Annotated in this window: 14 protein-coding genes; 10 read left to right on the top strand and 4 right to left on the bottom strand. The window is 70.4% G+C overall.

Annotated features, from left to right (window positions below):
• Nucleotides 1–79 precede the first annotated feature (79 nt).
• The 3 genes from ACZ4UU_RS02030 to ACZ4UU_RS02020 are packed head-to-tail and all read left to right on the top strand — an operon-like array spanning nt 80 to nt 2,260.
• Nucleotides 80–721 (top strand): cell division protein SepF, encoded by a 642-nt coding sequence (locus ACZ4UU_RS02030; protein WP_030049252.1) that lies wholly within the window; start codon nt 80–82, stop codon nt 719–721.
• 59 nt (nt 722–780) lie between these two features.
• The gene (locus ACZ4UU_RS02025) at nt 781–1,068 is read left to right on the top strand and encodes a YggT family protein (protein WP_004001943.1); all 288 of its coding nucleotides are present in this window, start codon (nt 781–783) and stop codon (nt 1,066–1,068) included.
• A 55-nt stretch (nt 1,069–1,123) separates the two neighbouring features.
• Complete coding sequence (locus tag ACZ4UU_RS02020; protein WP_468035977.1) at nt 1,124–2,260, top strand: DivIVA domain-containing protein; 1,137 nt, start codon at nt 1,124–1,126, stop codon at nt 2,258–2,260.
• A 208-nt stretch (nt 2,261–2,468) separates the two neighbouring features.
• Here ACZ4UU_RS02020 and ileS read toward each other — a convergent pair whose 3' ends face one another.
• Nucleotides 2,469–5,612: an isoleucine--tRNA ligase gene (gene ileS, locus ACZ4UU_RS02015; RefSeq protein WP_468035976.1), complete on the bottom strand. Its 3,144-nt coding sequence runs from the start codon at nt 5,610–5,612 to the stop codon at nt 2,469–2,471.
• Nucleotides 5,613–6,979: 1,367 nt separating this feature from the next.
• On the opposite strand from ileS, the gene ACZ4UU_RS02010 reads away from it, so the two are divergent.
• The 6 genes from ACZ4UU_RS02010 (at nt 6,980) to ACZ4UU_RS01985 (ending at nt 12,644) form a co-directional block, all read left to right on the top strand.
• On the top strand, nt 6,980–8,008 hold the full coding sequence (locus tag ACZ4UU_RS02010; protein ID WP_468035975.1) for a TraR/DksA family transcriptional regulator: 1,029 nt from the start codon (nt 6,980–6,982) through the stop codon (nt 8,006–8,008).
• A gap of 70 nt (nt 8,009–8,078) precedes the next feature.
• Complete coding sequence (gene lspA, locus ACZ4UU_RS02005; RefSeq protein WP_468035974.1) at nt 8,079–8,675, top strand: signal peptidase II; 597 nt, start codon at nt 8,079–8,081, stop codon at nt 8,673–8,675.
• Nucleotides 8,676–8,749: 74 nt separating this feature from the next.
• Nucleotides 8,750–9,694, top strand: a complete 945-nt coding sequence (locus ACZ4UU_RS02000; protein ID WP_468035973.1) for an RluA family pseudouridine synthase — start codon at nt 8,750–8,752, stop codon at nt 9,692–9,694.
• Entirely contained in the window at nt 9,691–10,191 is a 501-nt protein-coding gene (locus ACZ4UU_RS01995; RefSeq protein ID WP_468035972.1) for a GNAT family N-acetyltransferase, read from the top strand. The genes ACZ4UU_RS02000 and ACZ4UU_RS01995 overlap by 4 nt, the downstream gene beginning before the upstream one ends.
• A gap of 87 nt (nt 10,192–10,278) precedes the next feature.
• Nucleotides 10,279–11,865: a Na+/H+ antiporter gene (locus ACZ4UU_RS01990; protein ID WP_468035971.1), complete on the top strand. Its 1,587-nt coding sequence runs from the start codon at nt 10,279–10,281 to the stop codon at nt 11,863–11,865.
• A 38-nt stretch (nt 11,866–11,903) separates the two neighbouring features.
• Nucleotides 11,904–12,644: an SDR family NAD(P)-dependent oxidoreductase gene (locus ACZ4UU_RS01985; protein ID WP_468035970.1), complete on the top strand. Its 741-nt coding sequence runs from the start codon at nt 11,904–11,906 to the stop codon at nt 12,642–12,644.
• A 116-nt stretch (nt 12,645–12,760) separates the two neighbouring features.
• Here ACZ4UU_RS01985 and ACZ4UU_RS01980 read toward each other — a convergent pair whose 3' ends face one another.
• On the bottom strand, nt 12,761–13,879 hold the full coding sequence (locus tag ACZ4UU_RS01980; protein ID WP_468035969.1) for a mechanosensitive ion channel family protein: 1,119 nt from the start codon (nt 13,877–13,879) through the stop codon (nt 12,761–12,763).
• A gap of 95 nt (nt 13,880–13,974) precedes the next feature.
• Here ACZ4UU_RS01980 and ACZ4UU_RS01975 point away from each other — a divergent pair, with 95 nt between their 5' ends.
• The gene (locus tag ACZ4UU_RS01975; RefSeq protein WP_468035968.1) at nt 13,975–14,544 is read left to right on the top strand and encodes a dienelactone hydrolase family protein; all 570 of its coding nucleotides are present in this window, start codon (nt 13,975–13,977) and stop codon (nt 14,542–14,544) included.
• A 22-nt stretch (nt 14,545–14,566) separates the two neighbouring features.
• Here the strand turns inward: ACZ4UU_RS01975 and ACZ4UU_RS01970 are convergent, their stop codons facing one another.
• Both ACZ4UU_RS01970 and ACZ4UU_RS01965 read right to left on the bottom strand, forming a co-directional pair.
• Nucleotides 14,567–14,878, bottom strand: a complete 312-nt coding sequence (locus tag ACZ4UU_RS01970) for a hypothetical protein (RefSeq protein ID WP_468035967.1) — start codon at nt 14,876–14,878, stop codon at nt 14,567–14,569.
• Between the two features lie 163 nt (nt 14,879–15,041).
• Entirely contained in the window at nt 15,042–16,703 is a 1,662-nt protein-coding gene (locus ACZ4UU_RS01965; protein ID WP_468035966.1) for an alkaline phosphatase D family protein, read from the bottom strand.
• Nucleotides 16,704–16,754: the final 51 nt, after the last annotated feature.

Here is a 16,754-nt window from a genome sequence, read left to right as displayed (position 1 = left end):
CGCCGAAAGGCGGGCGTAACGACCGCGTGGATCGCGGGCACTTGGCAGTCGATCCACCACAGAGCGGAGGACTCAGAGCATGGCCGGCGCGATGCGCAAGATGGCGGTCTACCTCGGCCTCGTGGAGGACGATGGGTACGACGGCCGGGGGTTCGACCCCGATGACGACTTCGAGCCCGAACTGGACCCGGAGCCCGAGCGGGACCATCGACGGCACGAGCCGTCCCACCAGTCGCACAGTGCACACCAGTCCCAAAGGGACGAAGAGGTGCGAATCGTACAGCCGCCCGCGCCGCGTGAACCCGTGGCCCGATCGACTTCGCTACCCGCGGAATCCGGCCGTCCGGCGCGCATCGCGCCCGTGGCGTCCATCACACAAGAACGCGCAAGCCTGGAGAAGAACGCACCGGTGATCATGCCCAAGGTCGTGTCGGAACGAGAGCCGTACCGGATCACCACACTTCACCCGCGGACCTACAACGAGGCCCGTACCATCGGGGAACACTTCCGTGAAGGCACCCCGGTGATCATGAATCTGACTGAGATGGATGACACAGACGCGAAGCGACTTGTCGACTTTGCGGCTGGTTTGGTGTTTGGTCTTCACGGCAGCATCGAGCGGGTGACGCAGAAGGTGTTCCTGTTGTCGCCTGCTAACGTCGATGTCACGGCGGAGGACAAGGCCCGTATCGCAGAGGGCGGGTTCTTCAACCAGAGCTGAGACGCACCACCGGAAACAACCGCACGGATCAGGGAACAGGGGAGAGGGAAGCACCAGTCATGAGCGTGGTCTTGCAGGTTCTCTACATCGCGCTGATGGTCTTCCTCATCGTGCTTATCTTCCGGTTGGTCATGGACTACGTCTTCCAGTTCGCCCGCTCGTGGCAACCCGGCAAGGCGATGGTGGTCGTTCTGGAGGCCACCTACACTGTCACTGATCCACCGCTCAAGCTTCTGCGGCGGGTCATCCCGCCGCTGCGTCTCGGGGGCGTGGCGCTCGACCTGTCCTTCTTCGTACTGATGATCATCGTCTACATCCTGATCACGCTCGTGCGGAGCGCGATGTGAGCGATGTGACAGATACGGTCTTGCCGACTGCCGACGACAACGTTGAGGTGAAGAGATGCCGTTGACCCCCGAGGACGTGCGGAACAAGCAGTTCACGACCGTCCGCCTCCGAGAAGGCTATGACGAGGACGAGGTCGATGCCTTCCTCGATGAGGTCGAAGCCGAACTGACGCGACTGCTCCGCGAGAACGAGGACCTGCGCGCCAAGCTGGCCGCGGCCACGCGCGCGGCTGCGCAGAACCAGCAGAACATGCGCAAGCCCCCGGAGGGTCCCGGCGGCCCGCAGGACCAGCAGCAGGGCGGCATGCCTCAGCAGGGCATGCGCGGTCCCGGCGCTCCTGTCCCCGCCGGCATATCGGGCCCGCCGCAGCAGCAGATGGGCGGCCCCATGGGAGGCCCGCCCCAGCTGCCCAGCGGTGCTCCGCAGCTGCCCGCCGGTCCCGGCGGTCAGGGTGGCCCGCAGGGTCCCGGTCCGATGGGCCAGGGTCCGGGGCCGATGGGCCAGCCCCCGATGCAGCAGCAGATGGGTGGCCCGATGGGCGGTCCGATGGGTGGCCCCGGCCCCATGGGCGGCCCGGGGCAGGGAGGCCCCGGTGGCGACAGCGCCGCCCGTGTCCTCTCGCTGGCCCAGCAGACCGCCGACCAGGCGATCGCCGAGGCTCGTTCCGAGGCCAACAAGATCGTCGGCGAGGCGCGTTCGCGTGCCGAGGGTCTTGAGCGTGACGCCCGTGCCAAGGCCGACGCCCTGGAGCGGGACGCGCAGGAGAAGCACCGCGTCGCGATGGGCTCCCTGGAGTCCGCCCGCGCCACGCTGGAGCGCAAGGTCGAGGACCTGCGCGGCTTCGAGCGCGAGTACCGCACGCGGCTGAAGTCCTACCTCGAGTCGCAGCTGCGCCAGCTGGAGACCCAGGCGGACGACTCGCTCGCCCCGCCGCGGACCCCGGCCACGGCGTCCCTCCCGCCGTCCCCGGCGCCCTCCATGGCACCGGCCGGCGCGAGCGCCCCGTCGTACGGCGGCAACCAGACGATGGGCGGCGCCCCGTCTCCGGCTGCTCCGTCCTACGGCGGTCAGCAGCAGATGTCCCCGGCGATGACCCAGCCCATGGCACCGGTCCGGCCGCAGGGTCCGTCCCCGATGGGTCAGGCTCCGTCGCCGATGCGCGGGTTCCTCATCGACGAGGACGACAACTGACGGTAGGTAGTACGCCGTAGGCGTCGGCAGCGTTCAGGGCGGGGCCCCGGATTTCGATCCGGGGCCCCGCCCTTGTGCTACGCGTGTTCATGGAGTTTGCGGTGTTTGTTCGGGGATCGGATGCGGTGTCCGACGTACACAACGCCGAAGGCCCGGGCCGACCAAGTTTTTTGGCGGCCCGGGCCTTCGATGCGCGTGGGGTGTGTGACTACGCCTTGCGCAGGCGGAACGTCAGGGTCAGGCCCTCGTCCTCGAACGGGGAGCCGTAGCTGTCGTCCGCCTCGCCCTGGGCGAAGTCCGTGGCGAGGACCTCGTCGGCGATGAGCTCGGCGTGCTCGGCCAGCGCCGCGCTGGTCGCCGGGTCCGTCGCCGTCCAGCGCAGGGCGATCCGGTCGGCCACGTCCAGGCCGCTGTTCTTGCGGGCCTCCTGGATCAGGCGGATCGCGTCACGGGCCAGGCCGGCGCGGCGCAGCTCCTCCGTGATCTCCAGGTCCAGGGCGACCGTCGCGCCCGAGTCGGACGCCACCGACCAGCCCTCGCGCGGGGTCTCCGTGATGATCACCTCGTCCGGAGCGAGGGTGATCGTCTCACCGTCGACCTCCACCGACGCCGTGCCCTCGCGCAGGGCCAGGGACAGCGCCGCGGCGTCCGCGTTGGCCACGGCCTTCGCCACGTCCTGGACGCGCTTGCCGAAACGCTTGCCCAGGGCGCGGAAGTTGGCCTTGGCGGTGGTGTCCACCAGGCTGCCGCCGACCTCGGACAGCGATGCCAGGGAGGAGACGTTCAGCTCTTCCGTGATCTGCGCGTGCAGTTCGCGGTCGAGGGACTCGAAGCCCGTCGCCGCCACCAGGGCACGGGACAGCGGCTGACGCGTCTTCACGCCCGACTCCGCGCGCGTGGCACGGCCCAGCTCGACCAGTCGGCGGACCAGGACCATCTGCTTGGACAGCTCCGGGTCGATCGCCGACAGGTCGGCCTCCGGCCAGGACGCCAGGTGCACCGACTCCGGCGCGTCCGGGGCCACCGGGACGATCAGGTCCTGCCAGACCCGCTCGGTGATGAACGGGGTCAGCGGGGCCATCAGCTTGGTGACCGTCTCGACGACCTCGTGCAGGGTGCGCAGCGCCGCCTTGTCGCCCTGCCAGAAGCGGCGGCGCGAGCGGCGGACGTACCAGTTGGACAGGTCGTCGACGAACGCCGAGAGCAGCTTGCCGGCGCGCTGGGTGTCGTACGCCTCCAGGGACTGGGTCACCTGGTCGGTCAGCGCGTGCAGCTCGGACAGCAGCCAGCGGTCCAGGACCGGGCGGTCGGCCGGGGCCGGGTCGGCGGCGGAGGGCGCCCAGTTCGACGTACGGGCGTACAGGGCCTGGAAGGCGACCGTGTTCCAGTAGGTGAGGAGGGTCTTGCGCACCACCTCCTGGATCGTGCCGTGGCCCACGCGGCGTGCCGCCCACGGGGAGCCGCCGGCCGCCATGAACCAGCGCACCGCGTCCGCGCCGTGCTGGTCCATCAGCGGGATCGGCTGGAGGATGTTGCCCAGGTGCTTGGACATCTTGCGGCCGTCCTCGGCGAGGATGTGGCCGAGGCAGACGACGTTCTCGTACGACGACTTGTCGAAGACCAGGGTGCCGACCGCCATCAGCGTGTAGAACCAGCCGCGCGTCTGGTCGATCGCCTCACTGATGAACTGCGCCGGGTAGCGGCTCTCGAAGAGCTCCTTGTTCTTGTACGGGTAGCCCCACTGCGCGAACGGCATCGAGCCCGAGTCGTACCAGGCGTCGATGACCTCGGGCACGCGCGTGGCCGTCTTGCCGCAGCCGTCCTTCGGGCAGCCGAAGGTGACGTCGTCGATGTACGGGCGGTGCGGGTCCAGGTCCGTCTGGTCGCTGCCGGTCAGCTCGGTGAGTTCCGCGCGGGAGCCGACGCAGGTGAGGTGGTCGTCCTCGCAGCGCCAGATCGGCAGCGGGGTGCCCCAGTAGCGGTTGCGGGACAGCGCCCAGTCGATGTTGTTGTTCAGCCAGTCGCCGAAGCGGCCGTGCTTGACCGAGCCCGGGAACCAGTTGGTGTTCTCGTTCTCCTGGAGGAGGCGGTCCTTGACGGCCGTGGTGCGGATGTACCAGGACGGCTGCGCGTAGTAGAGCAGCGCGGTGTGGCAGCGCCAGCAGTGCGGGTAGCTGTGCTCGTACGCGATGTGCTTGAAGAGCCGGCCGCGCTGCTGGAGGTCTTCGGTGAGCTTTTCGTCCGCCTTCTTGAAGAAGACGCCGCCTACCAGCGGGACGTCCTCCTCGAAGGTGCCGTCGGGGCGGACCGGGTTCACGACCGGCAGGTCGTAGGCGCGGCAGACCTTGAGGTCGTCCTCACCGAAGGCGGGGGACTGGTGGACCAGACCCGTGCCGTCCTCGGTGGTGACGTACTCGGCGTTGACCACGTAGTGGGCGGGTGCCGGGAACTCGACCAGCTCGAACGGGCGCTCGTACGTCCAGCGCTCCATCTCGGCGCCGGTGAAGGACTGGCCGGTGGTCTCCCAGCCCTCGCCGAGGGCCTTGGCGACGAGGGGCTCGGCGACGACGAGCTTCTCCTCGCCGTTCGTCGCGACGACGTACGTCACGTCGGGGTGCGCGGCCACGGCGGTGTTGGACACCAGGGTCCAGGGAGTGGTCGTCCACACCAGGAGCGCGGCCTCGCCGGCGAGCGGACCGGAGGTGAGCGGGAAGCGGACGTACACGGACGGGTCCACGACCGTCTCGTAGCCCTGGGCCAGCTCGTGGTCGGACAGGCCGGTGCCGCAGCGGGGGCACCAGGGGGCGACGCGGTGGTCCTGGACCAGCAGGCCCTTGTTGAAGATCTCCTTGAGCGACCACCAGACGGACTCGATGTACTCGGGCTCCATCGTGACGTAGGCGTCGTCGAGGTCGACCCAGTAGCCCATGCGGGTCGTCAGGTCGGAGAAGGCGTCGGTGTGGCGCAGCACGGACTCGCGGCACTTGGCGTTGAACTCGGCGATGCCGTACGCCTCGATGTCCTTCTTGCCGGAGAAGCCGAGCTCCTTCTCGACGGCCAGCTCCACCGGGAGGCCGTGGCAGTCCCAGCCGGCCTTGCGGGCCACGTGGTAGCCGCGCATGGTGCGGAAGCGGGGGAAGACGTCCTTGAAGACGCGGGCCTCGATGTGGTGGGCGCCGGGCATGCCGTTGGCGGTGGGCGGGCCCTCGTAGAACACCCACTCGGGGCGGCCCTGGGACTGCTCCAGGCTCTTGGCGAAGATCTTCTGCTCGCGCCAGAAGTCGAGCACGGCGTGCTCGAGGGCGGGCAGGTCGACCTGGGCGGGTACCTGGCGGTACGTCGGCGTTGTCATCAGCGGGCTTCCTCCGGCGGACTTGCTGCCTTCCGTCCGGAGGGACGAGAGCCGTGTCTTTCCGTACGCCGGTTTCGGCGCGCTCCCGCGGTACCACCCTCCTTGGCCCTCCGACGCGGGGTGTGCGGCGGCGAGCCCCCTCATTGGGGTCGCGAGCCGGTTCTACTCGCCGCTGCGCCTTGGCTGCGGCTTTCTTCCGGCGGCTCCGGGGTGATCTTCACGTCGCGCTCGCCCCCGGGCTTCCACCGTCCCCGGGTCGCTCTGGGCTGCGTACGTCGCTACTCGTCCCCATCCAAGCTTTTCGCTCCGCCCAGTGTACGGCGCTCCGAGGACAGTGGCCGACCGGTTTTCCGGGGGCGATCGGCGGCCGTGTCGGGGCGGCCGGGGTGACCCGAATGGAGCGGTACGCGTGTTCGGATTCTGGGACGTCCGGCGCGATTGCATACCCGGCGGGGAGCTGGGCACAACGGTTGCAGGTCTCCCGCGCTGCATGCGCGAGGCGGGCGAATCGGGCGGTGTGCCCCGTTGCCGCGGGACTCATGTCGATTTATCGTCCCAGCACGATTCGCGAGCAAGATCACAATATGTGAAGGGGCCGCGGCATGGTGGCGAAGAAGACCGCCGTACAGCAGTCGGCGTCGAGCAGATCCCTCCATGCGGGCGCCTCCGGCGGGGTGGGAGTGGGGGCGGGGGTCGCCGGTGGTGTGGGGGCTTCCGGTGGTGTGGGTGTGCCCGGTGGTGCCAGTGGCTCACGTGATGGCGCTGTGTCGGTGGGTGCGGGGGCCTCTGGTGGGGCCGGTGTGTCCGGCGGTGCTGGGGCTTCCGGTGGTGCGGCCAAGGATGTGGGTGGGAAGAAGAGCACGCAGGGGGGTGCGGCGGGGGCGCGAGACGGGAAGCCGGTGAAGGCGGTGCGGAGGGCTGACAAGGCGGCGGCTGGGAGGACAGGGGCTTCCACGGCGGGCGGGAAGGCGACCGCTCCTAAGGCGGGCGGTGGAAGAGCGGTTCCATCGAAGACCGTCACCAAGAAGGTCGTCGACGAGAAGACCCCGGCGAAGAAGGCGGCAGCCAAGGGGAGTGCCGACAAGTCCGATGCCAGGAAGGGCACCGAGGGGAAGACCGGGGAGGCGGCGGCCAGGAGGAGCACGGCGAAGGAAGCTGTGGCGGCGAGGAAGACGGTGGCAGATGAAGGTGCCGCCAAGAAGGGAGCAGTCAAGGAAAGTGCTGCGAAGAAGGCAGCTGCGAAGACGGCGGCTGCGAAGAAGGCAGCTGCCAAGGGGGTGGCTGCGAAGGTGTCCGCGGGAAAGGAAGCTGCCGGTCAGAAGGCTTCCCGGAAGAAGGGGGCTGGTGATCAGGGGGCCGCGGCCAAGGTGAGTGCGGTCGAGAAGGGGGCGGTCGAGAAGGGGGCAGTCGAGAACGGTGCGGCCGGCAAGGGCTCCGCCAAGGCGAGCGCGGCAAAGCAGGGGTCGGCGGGAAAGAGTGTCGCCAAGGTGGGCGCGGCTGGGAAGGGCGGGACAAGAAAGAGCGTGGCCGAGGTGAGTGGCGCGGGGAGGGGCTCGGTAGCGAAGAGCGCGGCCGAGGTGAGCGGCGTGGGTAAGGGTTCGGCCAAGAAGAGTGCGGTCGAAGTGAGCCGCGCGGGGGAGGGCTCGGCAGCGAAGGGCGCGGCTGAAGCGACCGGCGCGGAGAAGCGCTCGGCGAGGAAGAGCGCGGCAGCGAAGGGCTCGGCGAGGAACAGCGCGGCAGCGAAGGGCTCGGCGACCGGTGGCCCGGCGGCTGAGGGGGCGGCGACGAGCGCGGCAGTGAAGGGCTCGGTGGCGAAGGGGGCGGGTGAGGTGCGGGCGGCTGGGGTGCGTGGGGTCGCCGAGGGCAGGGCCAAGAAGGTGGGCGCGGCGCGGGCCGCGGAGCAGACGGGAGCCACGACGGTGGTTGCGAAGAAGACTCCTGGCACGGCCACGGCGGCCAAGACCGCCGTTCCCAAGGCACGCATCGCCGCGGCGGAGCCCGGCGAACTCGCGGTGCGCCCCGGTGAGGACCCCTGGACTCCGGAGGAGGTCGAGGAGGCGCGCGCCGAGCTGCAGGCCGAGGAGACGCGGCTGCGTGAGGAGATCACCTCGTCCGAGCAGTCCCTCGTCGGCCTGATGCGGGACTCCGGGGACGGCGCGGGCGACGACCAGGCGGACACCGGCGCCAAGAACATCACGCGCGAGCACGAACTGGCGCTCGCCGCCAACGCGCGCGAGATGCTCGAACAGACCGAGCGGGCTCTGGAGCGGCTCGACGCGGGCACGTACGGCCTGTGCGAGAACTGCGGCAACCCGATCGGCAAGGCACGGATGCAGGCCTTCCCGCGCGCGACCCTGTGCGTCGAGTGCAAGCAGAAGCAGGAACGCCGGTACTGACCGGTAGGCGGGTGCCCCCGGACGTGTCGTACTCTCGTCCTCAGTCAGGTACCTAGGTTGAGGGACTCACGTGGCAGAGGCGGAGCGCATCATCGGTACGCCGGATACCCCAGAGGCGGCGGGAGCCGAGCCGGAGCAGGCCGCCGGGCACGCGAACGACACCGCGGCCGAGCGGCCCCGGGGCAGGCGACGGATCGCCGTGTTGTTCGGCGTCGCCGTGTTCGCGTACGCCCTCGACCTGGTCAGCAAGATGCTCGTGGTCGCCAAGCTGGAGCACCACCCGCCGATCGAGATCATCGGTGACTGGCTGAAGTTCGAGGCGATCCGCAACGCGGGCGCGGCCTTCGGCTTCGGCGAGGCCTTCACCGTGATCTTCACGGTGATCGCGGCGGCCGTGATCGTGGTGATCGCCCGGCTCGCCCGCAAGCTCTACAGCCTGCCCTGGGCCATCGCGCTCGGCCTGCTGCTCGGCGGCGCCCTCGGCAACCTCACCGACCGGATCTTCCGTTCGCCGGGCGTCTTCGAGGGCGCGGTCGTGGACTTCATCGCGCCCAAGCACTTCGCCGTGTTCAACCTGGCCGACTCGGCGATCGTGTGCGGCGGCATCCTGATCGTCCTGCTGTCGTTCAAGGGCCTGGACCCCGACGGGACCGTCCACAAGGACTGAGCCCGCGAGGGGCCGAAAGGAGTTTTCCACAGGCTCCGTACGGGGGTGACTCACCCGTCCGGCATACTCGACGGGTGAGCACGATTCCCGAGATCCGTACCCTGCCCGTGCCCGACGGCCTGGAGGGCGAGCGTGTCGACGCCGCCATCTCCCGCATGTTCGGCTTCTCCAGGACCAAGGCGGCCGAGCTGGCCGGGGCGGGCAAGGTCCAGGTCGACGGCGCCGTGGTCGGCAAGTCCGAGCGGGTCCGCGGCGGGGCCTGGCTGGAAGTCGAGATGCCGGGCGCGCCCGCGCCGGTGCAGATCGTCGCCGAGCCGGTCGAGGGCATGGAGATCGTGCACGACGACGATGACGTGGTCGTGATCGTCAAGCCCGTCGGGGTCGCCGCCCATCCGTCGCCGGGCTGGTCCGGGCCGACCGTCATCGGCGGGCTCGCCGCCGCCGGATACCGGATCTCGACCTCCGGTGCCGCCGAGCGCCAGGGCATCGTGCACCGGCTCGACGTGGGCACGTCCGGGCTGATGGTCGTCGCCAAGTCCGAGTACGCGTACACCTCGCTCAAGCGCCAGTTCAAGGAGCGCACGGTCGACAAGCGGTACCACACGCTCGTCCAGGGCCACCCCGACCCGACCAGCGGCACCATCGACGCACCCATCGGCCGCCACCCGAACCACGACTACAAGTGGGCCGTCACCGCCGAGGGCAAGCCGTCGATCACGCACTACGACCTCATCGAGGCGTTCCGCGCGGCCTCTCTCCTCGACGTGAAGCTGGAGACCGGCCGCACCCACCAGATCCGCGTCCACATGGCCGCCCACCGGCACCCCTGCGTCGGCGACCTGACCTACGGCGCCGACCCGACGCTCGCCAAGCGGCTCCGGCTGACCCGCCAGTGGCTGCACGCCGTACGGCTCGGCTTCGAGCACCCGGGGGACGGGCAGTGGGCCGAGTTCGAGAGCGACTACCCGGCCGACCTCCAGAAGGCCTTGGACCAGGTCCGCGAGGAGACATACGCGTGAGTTCGCCGTCGCCGTCGCCGTCCACGTCCGGGTCCGCGTCGTACGCGGTGCGCGTCGCCGAGGACCCCGCCGACCGCGAGGCCTGCTTCGCGGTGCGCAAGGAGGTCTTCGTCGTCGAGCAGGGCGTCCCGCAGGAGATCGAGTACGACGCCCATGACGCCGAGGCCGTGCATGTGCTGGCCGTCCGGGAGGACGGGCTGCCGCTCGGGACCGGGCGGCTGCTGCACGGCGAGGCGGCCGCGGCGAAGGCCGACGGCGACGCGACGGTGGGCTCGCTGGGGCGGCTCGCCGTGACGCAGGCCGCGCGCGGCCTCGGCGTCGGCGCGGCCCTGGTGCGGGCCATCGAGGACGCGGCACGCGCGCGTGGGCTCGCGGCCGTGGACCTGCACGCGCAGACGCATGCGCTGGGGTTCTACGAGCGGCTGGGATACGTGGCGTACGGGCCGGAATTCCCCGACGCGGGGATACCGCACCGGGCGATGCGGCGCGCTCTGTAGCCGAGGGCCCGTAGGCGCTGGTGGGAAATTCGGCGTGGCAGGCTTGAGACCTGTTGTGTGGACGTCGACCCTCCCGGAGCGCTGACCGTGGATCAGTTGGCCCTGTTGTTCGTGCTGTTGCTCGGGGCCGTGGTGAGTGTCCCGGTGGGCGACCGGCTGGGGCTGCCGGCACCAGTGCTGATGACGCTGCTCGGGATCGTGCTGGCGCTGCTCGAATTCGTGCCGAACGTCGAGGTTCCGCCGGACCTGATCCTGCCGCTGCTGTTGCCGCCGCTGCTCTACGCCGCCGTACGACGGACGTCCTGGCGGCAGTTCGCGGCGAATGTGCGGCCCATCTTCCTGCTGGCCGTGGCGCTGGTGTTCGTCACGACGCTGTGTGTGGCCGCGACCGCCCACGCGATCGTGCCGGGGCTGCCCGTCGCGGCCGCCGTGGCGCTCGGCGCGCTCGTCGCGCCGCCCGATCCGGTCGCGGCGACCGCCGTGGCGGGCCAACTCGGGCTGCCGCGGCGGCTGGTGTCCATCCTGGAGGGCGAGGGGCTCTTCAACGACGTGACAGCCATCGTGCTCTACCACGTGGCCATCGCCGCCGCCGTGAGCGGCACCTTCTCCCCCTGGCAGGCCGGGCTCGACCTGGTGCTGTCGGCCGTGGTGGCGCTGGCCGTCGGGCTCGTGCTCGGCTGGGGCGCCAACAAGCTCATGGATCTGCTCGGGGACCCGACCCTCCAGATCGGGCTCTCGCTGCTCGTGCCGTACGCCTCGTACGTGATGGCCGAGGAGCTCCACGGCTCCGGCGTGCTCGCCGTGCTCATCACCGCCCTGTTCCTCGCCGAGTACGCCACCGACGCCGACGACGTGATGACGCGGCTCGCCGGGCACACCTTCTGGGACATCGTCGACACGCTGGTCACCGGTGTCGCCTTCGGCCTGATCGGGCTCGAACTGCACAACGCGGTGCGCACGGCGTCCGGGCGGTGGGACGAGATGCTCGGCTGGGCGGCCGCGATCGTCTGCGTCGTCGTCCTCGTGAGGCTGCTGTATCTGCTGCCGGCGACCTGGCTCACCAAGCGGATGCACGCCAAGCGGGACGTCGACGAGGAGATCCCGACCAGCTGGCGGGAGACCGTCGTGATGTGGTGGGCGGGGATGCGTGGCGTGGCCTCGGTGGCGCTGGCGCTGGCCGTTCCGCTGGAGACCGACTCGGGCGCCCCGTTCCCCGACCGGGACGAGATCATCTTCATCGCGTTCGGCGTGATCATGGCGACGCTGGTGCTGCAGGGGCTGACCCTGCCATGGCTGGTCAAGCGGCTCGGGGTGCGGGCCGACAGCGCGCGGGAGAAGGAGTTCGAGAAGCAGCTGGCGGTGCGCGCGGCGCGGGCGGCGAAGCGGCGGCTGAAGGAGATCGAGGAGGTCGAGGACCTGCCCGAGGAACTGTCCGAGCAGATGCTGCGGCGGGCGTTCGAGATCGGGGTGCGGATCAGCCCGGACATGGGCGAGGAGGAGCGCAGGGAGGCGCATGAGCAGCGGGTGCGGCGGCTGAAGCGGGTGCGCCGGATCCAGGGCGAGCTGCTGAGCGCGGCGCGGCACGAGGTGCTGGCGGCGCGCAGCGAGCCGGGGGCCGATCCGGAGGTCGTGGACCGGGTGCTGCGGCATTTGGACGTGCGCAGTCTGAGGTGATCTGGCCGTCGGCGGCCGTCCTTTCGTACGATCTGATCATGGCTCGCAACGTTGTCATCAGCGGAGGCGGTACGGGAATCGGGCTCGCGGCGGCACAGCTGTTCGCGGCGGACGGGGACCGGGTGCTGCTGCTCGGCAGACGCGCCGAGGCACTGGAGAGGGCCCGTGTGCCCGGGGCTCTCAGCTACGCGGCGGACCTGAGCAAGCCTCGCGGTGTGCGGGGCGTGGAGCGGTTCGTGGCGTCGGAGTTCGGGACCGTGGACGTGCTGATCCACAGCGCCGGCGGCTCCGGATATCGGGAGCCCAAGGTGGACAGCGACGAGCCGCTCGACGTCGTCCTGCACAACTGGACCCTCAACTTCGGCCTCAACACCCTGACCGCGGCCCTGCTGACCGAGGCCCTGAAGGACCGGCTCGCCGACCCCGGCGGGCGGGTGCTGTTCCTCAGCTCCATCGCCGCCTTCCGGGGCTCCGGCAGCGGGGCGTACGCGGCGTCGAAGGCCGCGCTGCATCCGTACGCCCATGATCTGGCCCGGCAGCTGGGGCCGCGCGGGATCACCGTGAACGTGGTCGCGCCCGGGTACGTCGAGGACACCGAGTTCTTCGGCGACGCGATGGACGAGGAGCGGCGCGCGCGGCTGATCGCGGAGACCTCGACCGGGCGTGCCGGCGCGCCCGGGGACGTGGCCGCCACCCTGCACTGGCTGGCGTCCCACGCCGCCGGGCACATCACCTCGCAGATCATCCAGGTCAACGGCGGGGCCGAGCGCGGCCACTGAGCGCTCCGCGGGGTGCTCCGCGGGGTGCTCCGCGGGTTGTGCCGGGGGTTGTGCCGCGGTTTGTCGTCGTGCGTCTGCTGCGCCGTTGTGGCTGATCGCGCAGTTCCCCGCGCCCCTTACGGGGCGGGGCGCTGTGGTGGGAGGTGGTCGTGCTGATGGGTGCGACGGGCACCCGGGACGCGGTTGGTGACCGGGTAGCCGGGGGGCAGGGCCGCGTCCGCGGCGTTGACGCGTGGCAGCGCGTACGGGTGTTCGTCGGCCAGCCAGCGGATCAGCTGCTCGCGCACCGCGACCCGCACCGTCCACAGGTCGTCCGCGTCCTTCGCCGTCACCAGGGCCCGCACCTCCATGGTGCTCGGCGTCGAGTCCGTGACCACCAGGCCGTAGTCGCGGCCGTCCCACGCCGGGCACGCGCGCAGGACGTCACGCAGCTTCTCGCGCATCTTCTCCATCGGTGCCGAGTGGTCGACGTGGAGGAAGACGGTGCCGGTCATCTGGGCGCCGCCGCGCGACCAGTTCTCGAAAGCCTTCGAGGTGAAGTACGACACCGGCATCGTGATCCGGCGCTCGTCCCAGGTCCGCACCGTCAGGAACGTCAGCGTGATCTCCTCGACGGTGCCCCACTCGCCGTCCACGACCACCGTGTCCCCGAGGCGCACCATGTCCCCGAAGGCGATCTGGAACCCGGCGAACATGTTGCTCAGCGTGGACTGGGCCGCGACACCGGCGACGATGCCGAGGATGCCGGCCGAGGCCAGCAGGGAGGCTCCGGCCGCGCGGAAGGCCGGGAACGTCAGCAGCATCGCGGCGACGGCCACCACGCCGACGACCGCCGACACCACGCGCATGATCAGCGTCACCTGGGTGCGCACCCGTCGGACCCGGGCCGCGTCACGGTGGACGCGGGCGTAGCGGCTGTACGACGTCTCCACGATCGCCGCCGCGATCCGGATCGCCAGCCAGGCCGTCGCCCCGATCAGCACCAGCGTCAGCACCCGGCCGACGGCGCCCCGGTGCTCAGGGAGCAGATCGGCCTCGTGGTACGACGCTCTGAGCAGGGCCGTGCACAGAACGAGCTGGTAGGGGATGCGGCTGCGGCGCAGCAGACCCCACAGCGGGGTCTCACTGTGCCGTGCGTCGGCCTTGCGCATCAGACGGTCGGTGGCCCACCCGATGACCAGGGTGAGCAGGACCGAGCCGCCGATCACGATCAGCGGGCGGAGTATGTTCTCCATGCCGTCGAAGGTAACCACCCGAGGCCGGTCATGAACATGTGCGCCGGTGAGGCGGTGGTCACGGCGTTGTCGTACCCGGCTGGCACCATGGCCTCATGAACATCGTGCTCTTTCACTCGACCTATGGCCTCAGGCCCGCGGTGCGCCGGGCCGCGGACCGGCTGCGCGCCGCCGGACACGAGGTGTGGACGCCGGACCTCTTCGAGGGACGTACGTTCGAGACGGTCGAGGAGGGCATGGAGTTCAACGACTCGGTCGGCAAGGACGAGCTGCTGAAGCGGGCCGTGCTCGCCGCCGCGCCCTACTCGGAGCGGGGTCTCGTGTACGCCGGGTTCTCGCTCGGTGCCTCCGTCGCCCAGACCCTGGCGCTCGGCGACGAGAAGGCCCGCGGCCTGCTGCTTCTGCACGGCACGTCGGACATCGCGGCGACCGCCTCGGTGGACGAGCTGCCGGTGCAGCTGCATGTCGCCGAGCCGGACCCGTTCGAGACGGACGACTGGCTGAGCGCCTGGTACCTCCAGATGGGCAGGGCGGGCGCCGACGTCGAGGTGTACAGATACGCAGGAGCCGGCCATCTCTACACCGACCCCGACCTGCCGGACTACGACGAGGAGGCCGCCGAGGCCACCTGGCGGGTGGCGCTCGGCTTCCTCGAGACCCTCTAGCCCGGGTCCCGCAAACGGGTCGTCAGCACTTCTTCGGCGGGTGCACCAGCGACGGGAAGTGCCCGGACCACACCCAGGCCACGGGCTGGGAGTCGTAGATCCGGTACCAGAGGTTCCCCGACGGGGTGGCGGTCGTGGAGCAGGCGATCCGCAGGGTCGTGCCCCGCGGCTCCGAGCGGTACCGCGTCGACGAGGAAGTGGGCTTGGCGTAGATGGGGGCGCTGGCGCTCGCCACGGTCAGGTTGACGTACGCCGGTGCCCGGGTGGCCCGCGCTTCCTGCGCCTGGGCGGAGGTGGCGCCGAGTCCCGCGAGGGCCAGTGCGGTGCCGAGCACCGCGGTCTTCGTCAGGGCACTTTTTTTGGGGGGGCCATGTGACTCCCATCGTGAACACGACTGTCGGGCCGCCGCGACAGCGACCCGACAGTATGTTCGATGTTGGAATGATCTTCTCGGTTGCCTCGGAGCGTGGTCCTTACACCGTTCTTTACAGCGGCTTCTACACCGGGTCGTACGTCCGCTCGACCTTCTGCGTCCCGCTGCGCGTGCGGTACGAACGCGCCCAGGAGGCGGTCGCGTTCTGCTTCGCCTTGTCGGACAGGACGTAGTAGTCCATCTGCGCGCGCTCGGCCGTGATGTCGAGGATGCCGTAGCCGTGGCGGTCGGTGTCGACCCAGTGGACGTGCCGGTTGGCGGCCCTGATGATCGGCGAGGCGATGGCGGAGACCGTGCCCTCGGGGACCTTCACGAGGTCGTCGAGGTTGTCGGAGGTGACCGAGGTGACGACGAACTCCGTCGCGGCGGAGGCCGACAGCGGGTAGGTGCCGGCGTCCACGGGCACGTCGTTGGCCCATGCCATGTGGATGTCGCCGGTCAGGAACACCGTGTTGCGGATGGCGTTCGCGCGCAGATGGGCGAGGAGTTCGCGGCGGTCGTCGGTGTAGCCGTCCCACTGGTCGGGGTTCAGGGCGAGGCCCTCCTGCGGCAGGCCCATCAGCTTGGCGAGGGGCTTCAGCAGGTCGGCGGTGAGGGAGCCGATCGCGAACGGGGAGATCATCACCGAATTCCCGACCAGCCGCCAGGTGGTGTCGGAGGACTTCAGCCCCGCCTTCAGCCAGTCCAGTTGGGCCCGCCCGGTGAGCGTACGGTCCGGGTCGTCGACCTCGCCGTTGCCGACGGAGACCTGCTGCGAGCGGAAGGAGCGCAGGTCCAGCAGGGAGAGGTCGGCGAGCTTGCCGAAGCGCAGCCGGCGGTAGGTGGTGCCGGCGATGGCCGGGCGCACCGGCATCCACTCGAAGTAGGCCTGCTTGGCGGCGGCCCGGCGCGCGGCCCAGCTGCCCTCGGCGCCCTCGGTGTGGTTCTCGGCGCCGCCCGACCAGGCGTCGTTGGCGATCTCGTGGTCGTCCCAGATCGCGATGACGGGAGCCTTGGTGTGCAGGGCCTGAAGGTCCGGGTCCGTCTTGTACTTGCCGTGCCGGACGCGGTAGTCGGCGAGGGTGAGGATCTCGTGGGTGGGTGCGGTCTGCCGTACGACGGTGCCGCGCGTGCCGTACTCGCCGGTGCCGTACTCGTAGATGTAGTCACCGAGATGCAGCCAGGCGTCCAGGTCGCCGCGGGCCGCGAGATGGCGGTACGAGGAGAAGTAGCCGCCCTCCCAGTTGGCGCAGGAGACGACACCGAAGCGCAGGCCCGCGACGGACGCGGTCGCCGCCGGCGCGGTGCGGGTACGCGCCGCCGGGGAGTCCGCGGCGCCGGCCGAGAAGCGGAACCAGTAGTCGGTGGCCGGCTCCAGGCCGCGTATGTCCGCCTTGACGGTGTGGTCGGAGGCGGCGGTCGCGGTGGTCGAGCCTTTGGCGACGATGTTCGTCAGCGCCTTGTCCTTGGCGACGATCCAGCTGACCTCGGTGTCCGGGCCCAGCCCGGAACCGGGGGTCGCCTCGGGTGTGGGCGTCACCCGGGTCCACAGCAGGACGCCGTCGGGCAGCGGGTCGCCGGAGGCGACGCCGTGCAGGAAGGCGGGGGCCGCGTCGGCGGCGCCGGCCGGCAGGGCGGCCGCGAGCGGGCCGGCCAGGACAGCCGTCGCCGCCGCGGCCTTGACGACCGTACGGCGGCGAGGGGCAAGGGAGTTGAGTCGCTCGGATGATCTGAGTCGATTGGTCACGAGCGATCAGGTTACTGGTCGGTATGAACGAGAGCGGGCGAACTGGTGAAA

Source organism: Streptomyces sp. NPDC028907 (assembly GCF_055564995.1).
The sequence above is the reverse complement of the archived record's forward strand: the minus strand, read 5'-3'. Positions and strand labels throughout refer to the sequence as shown.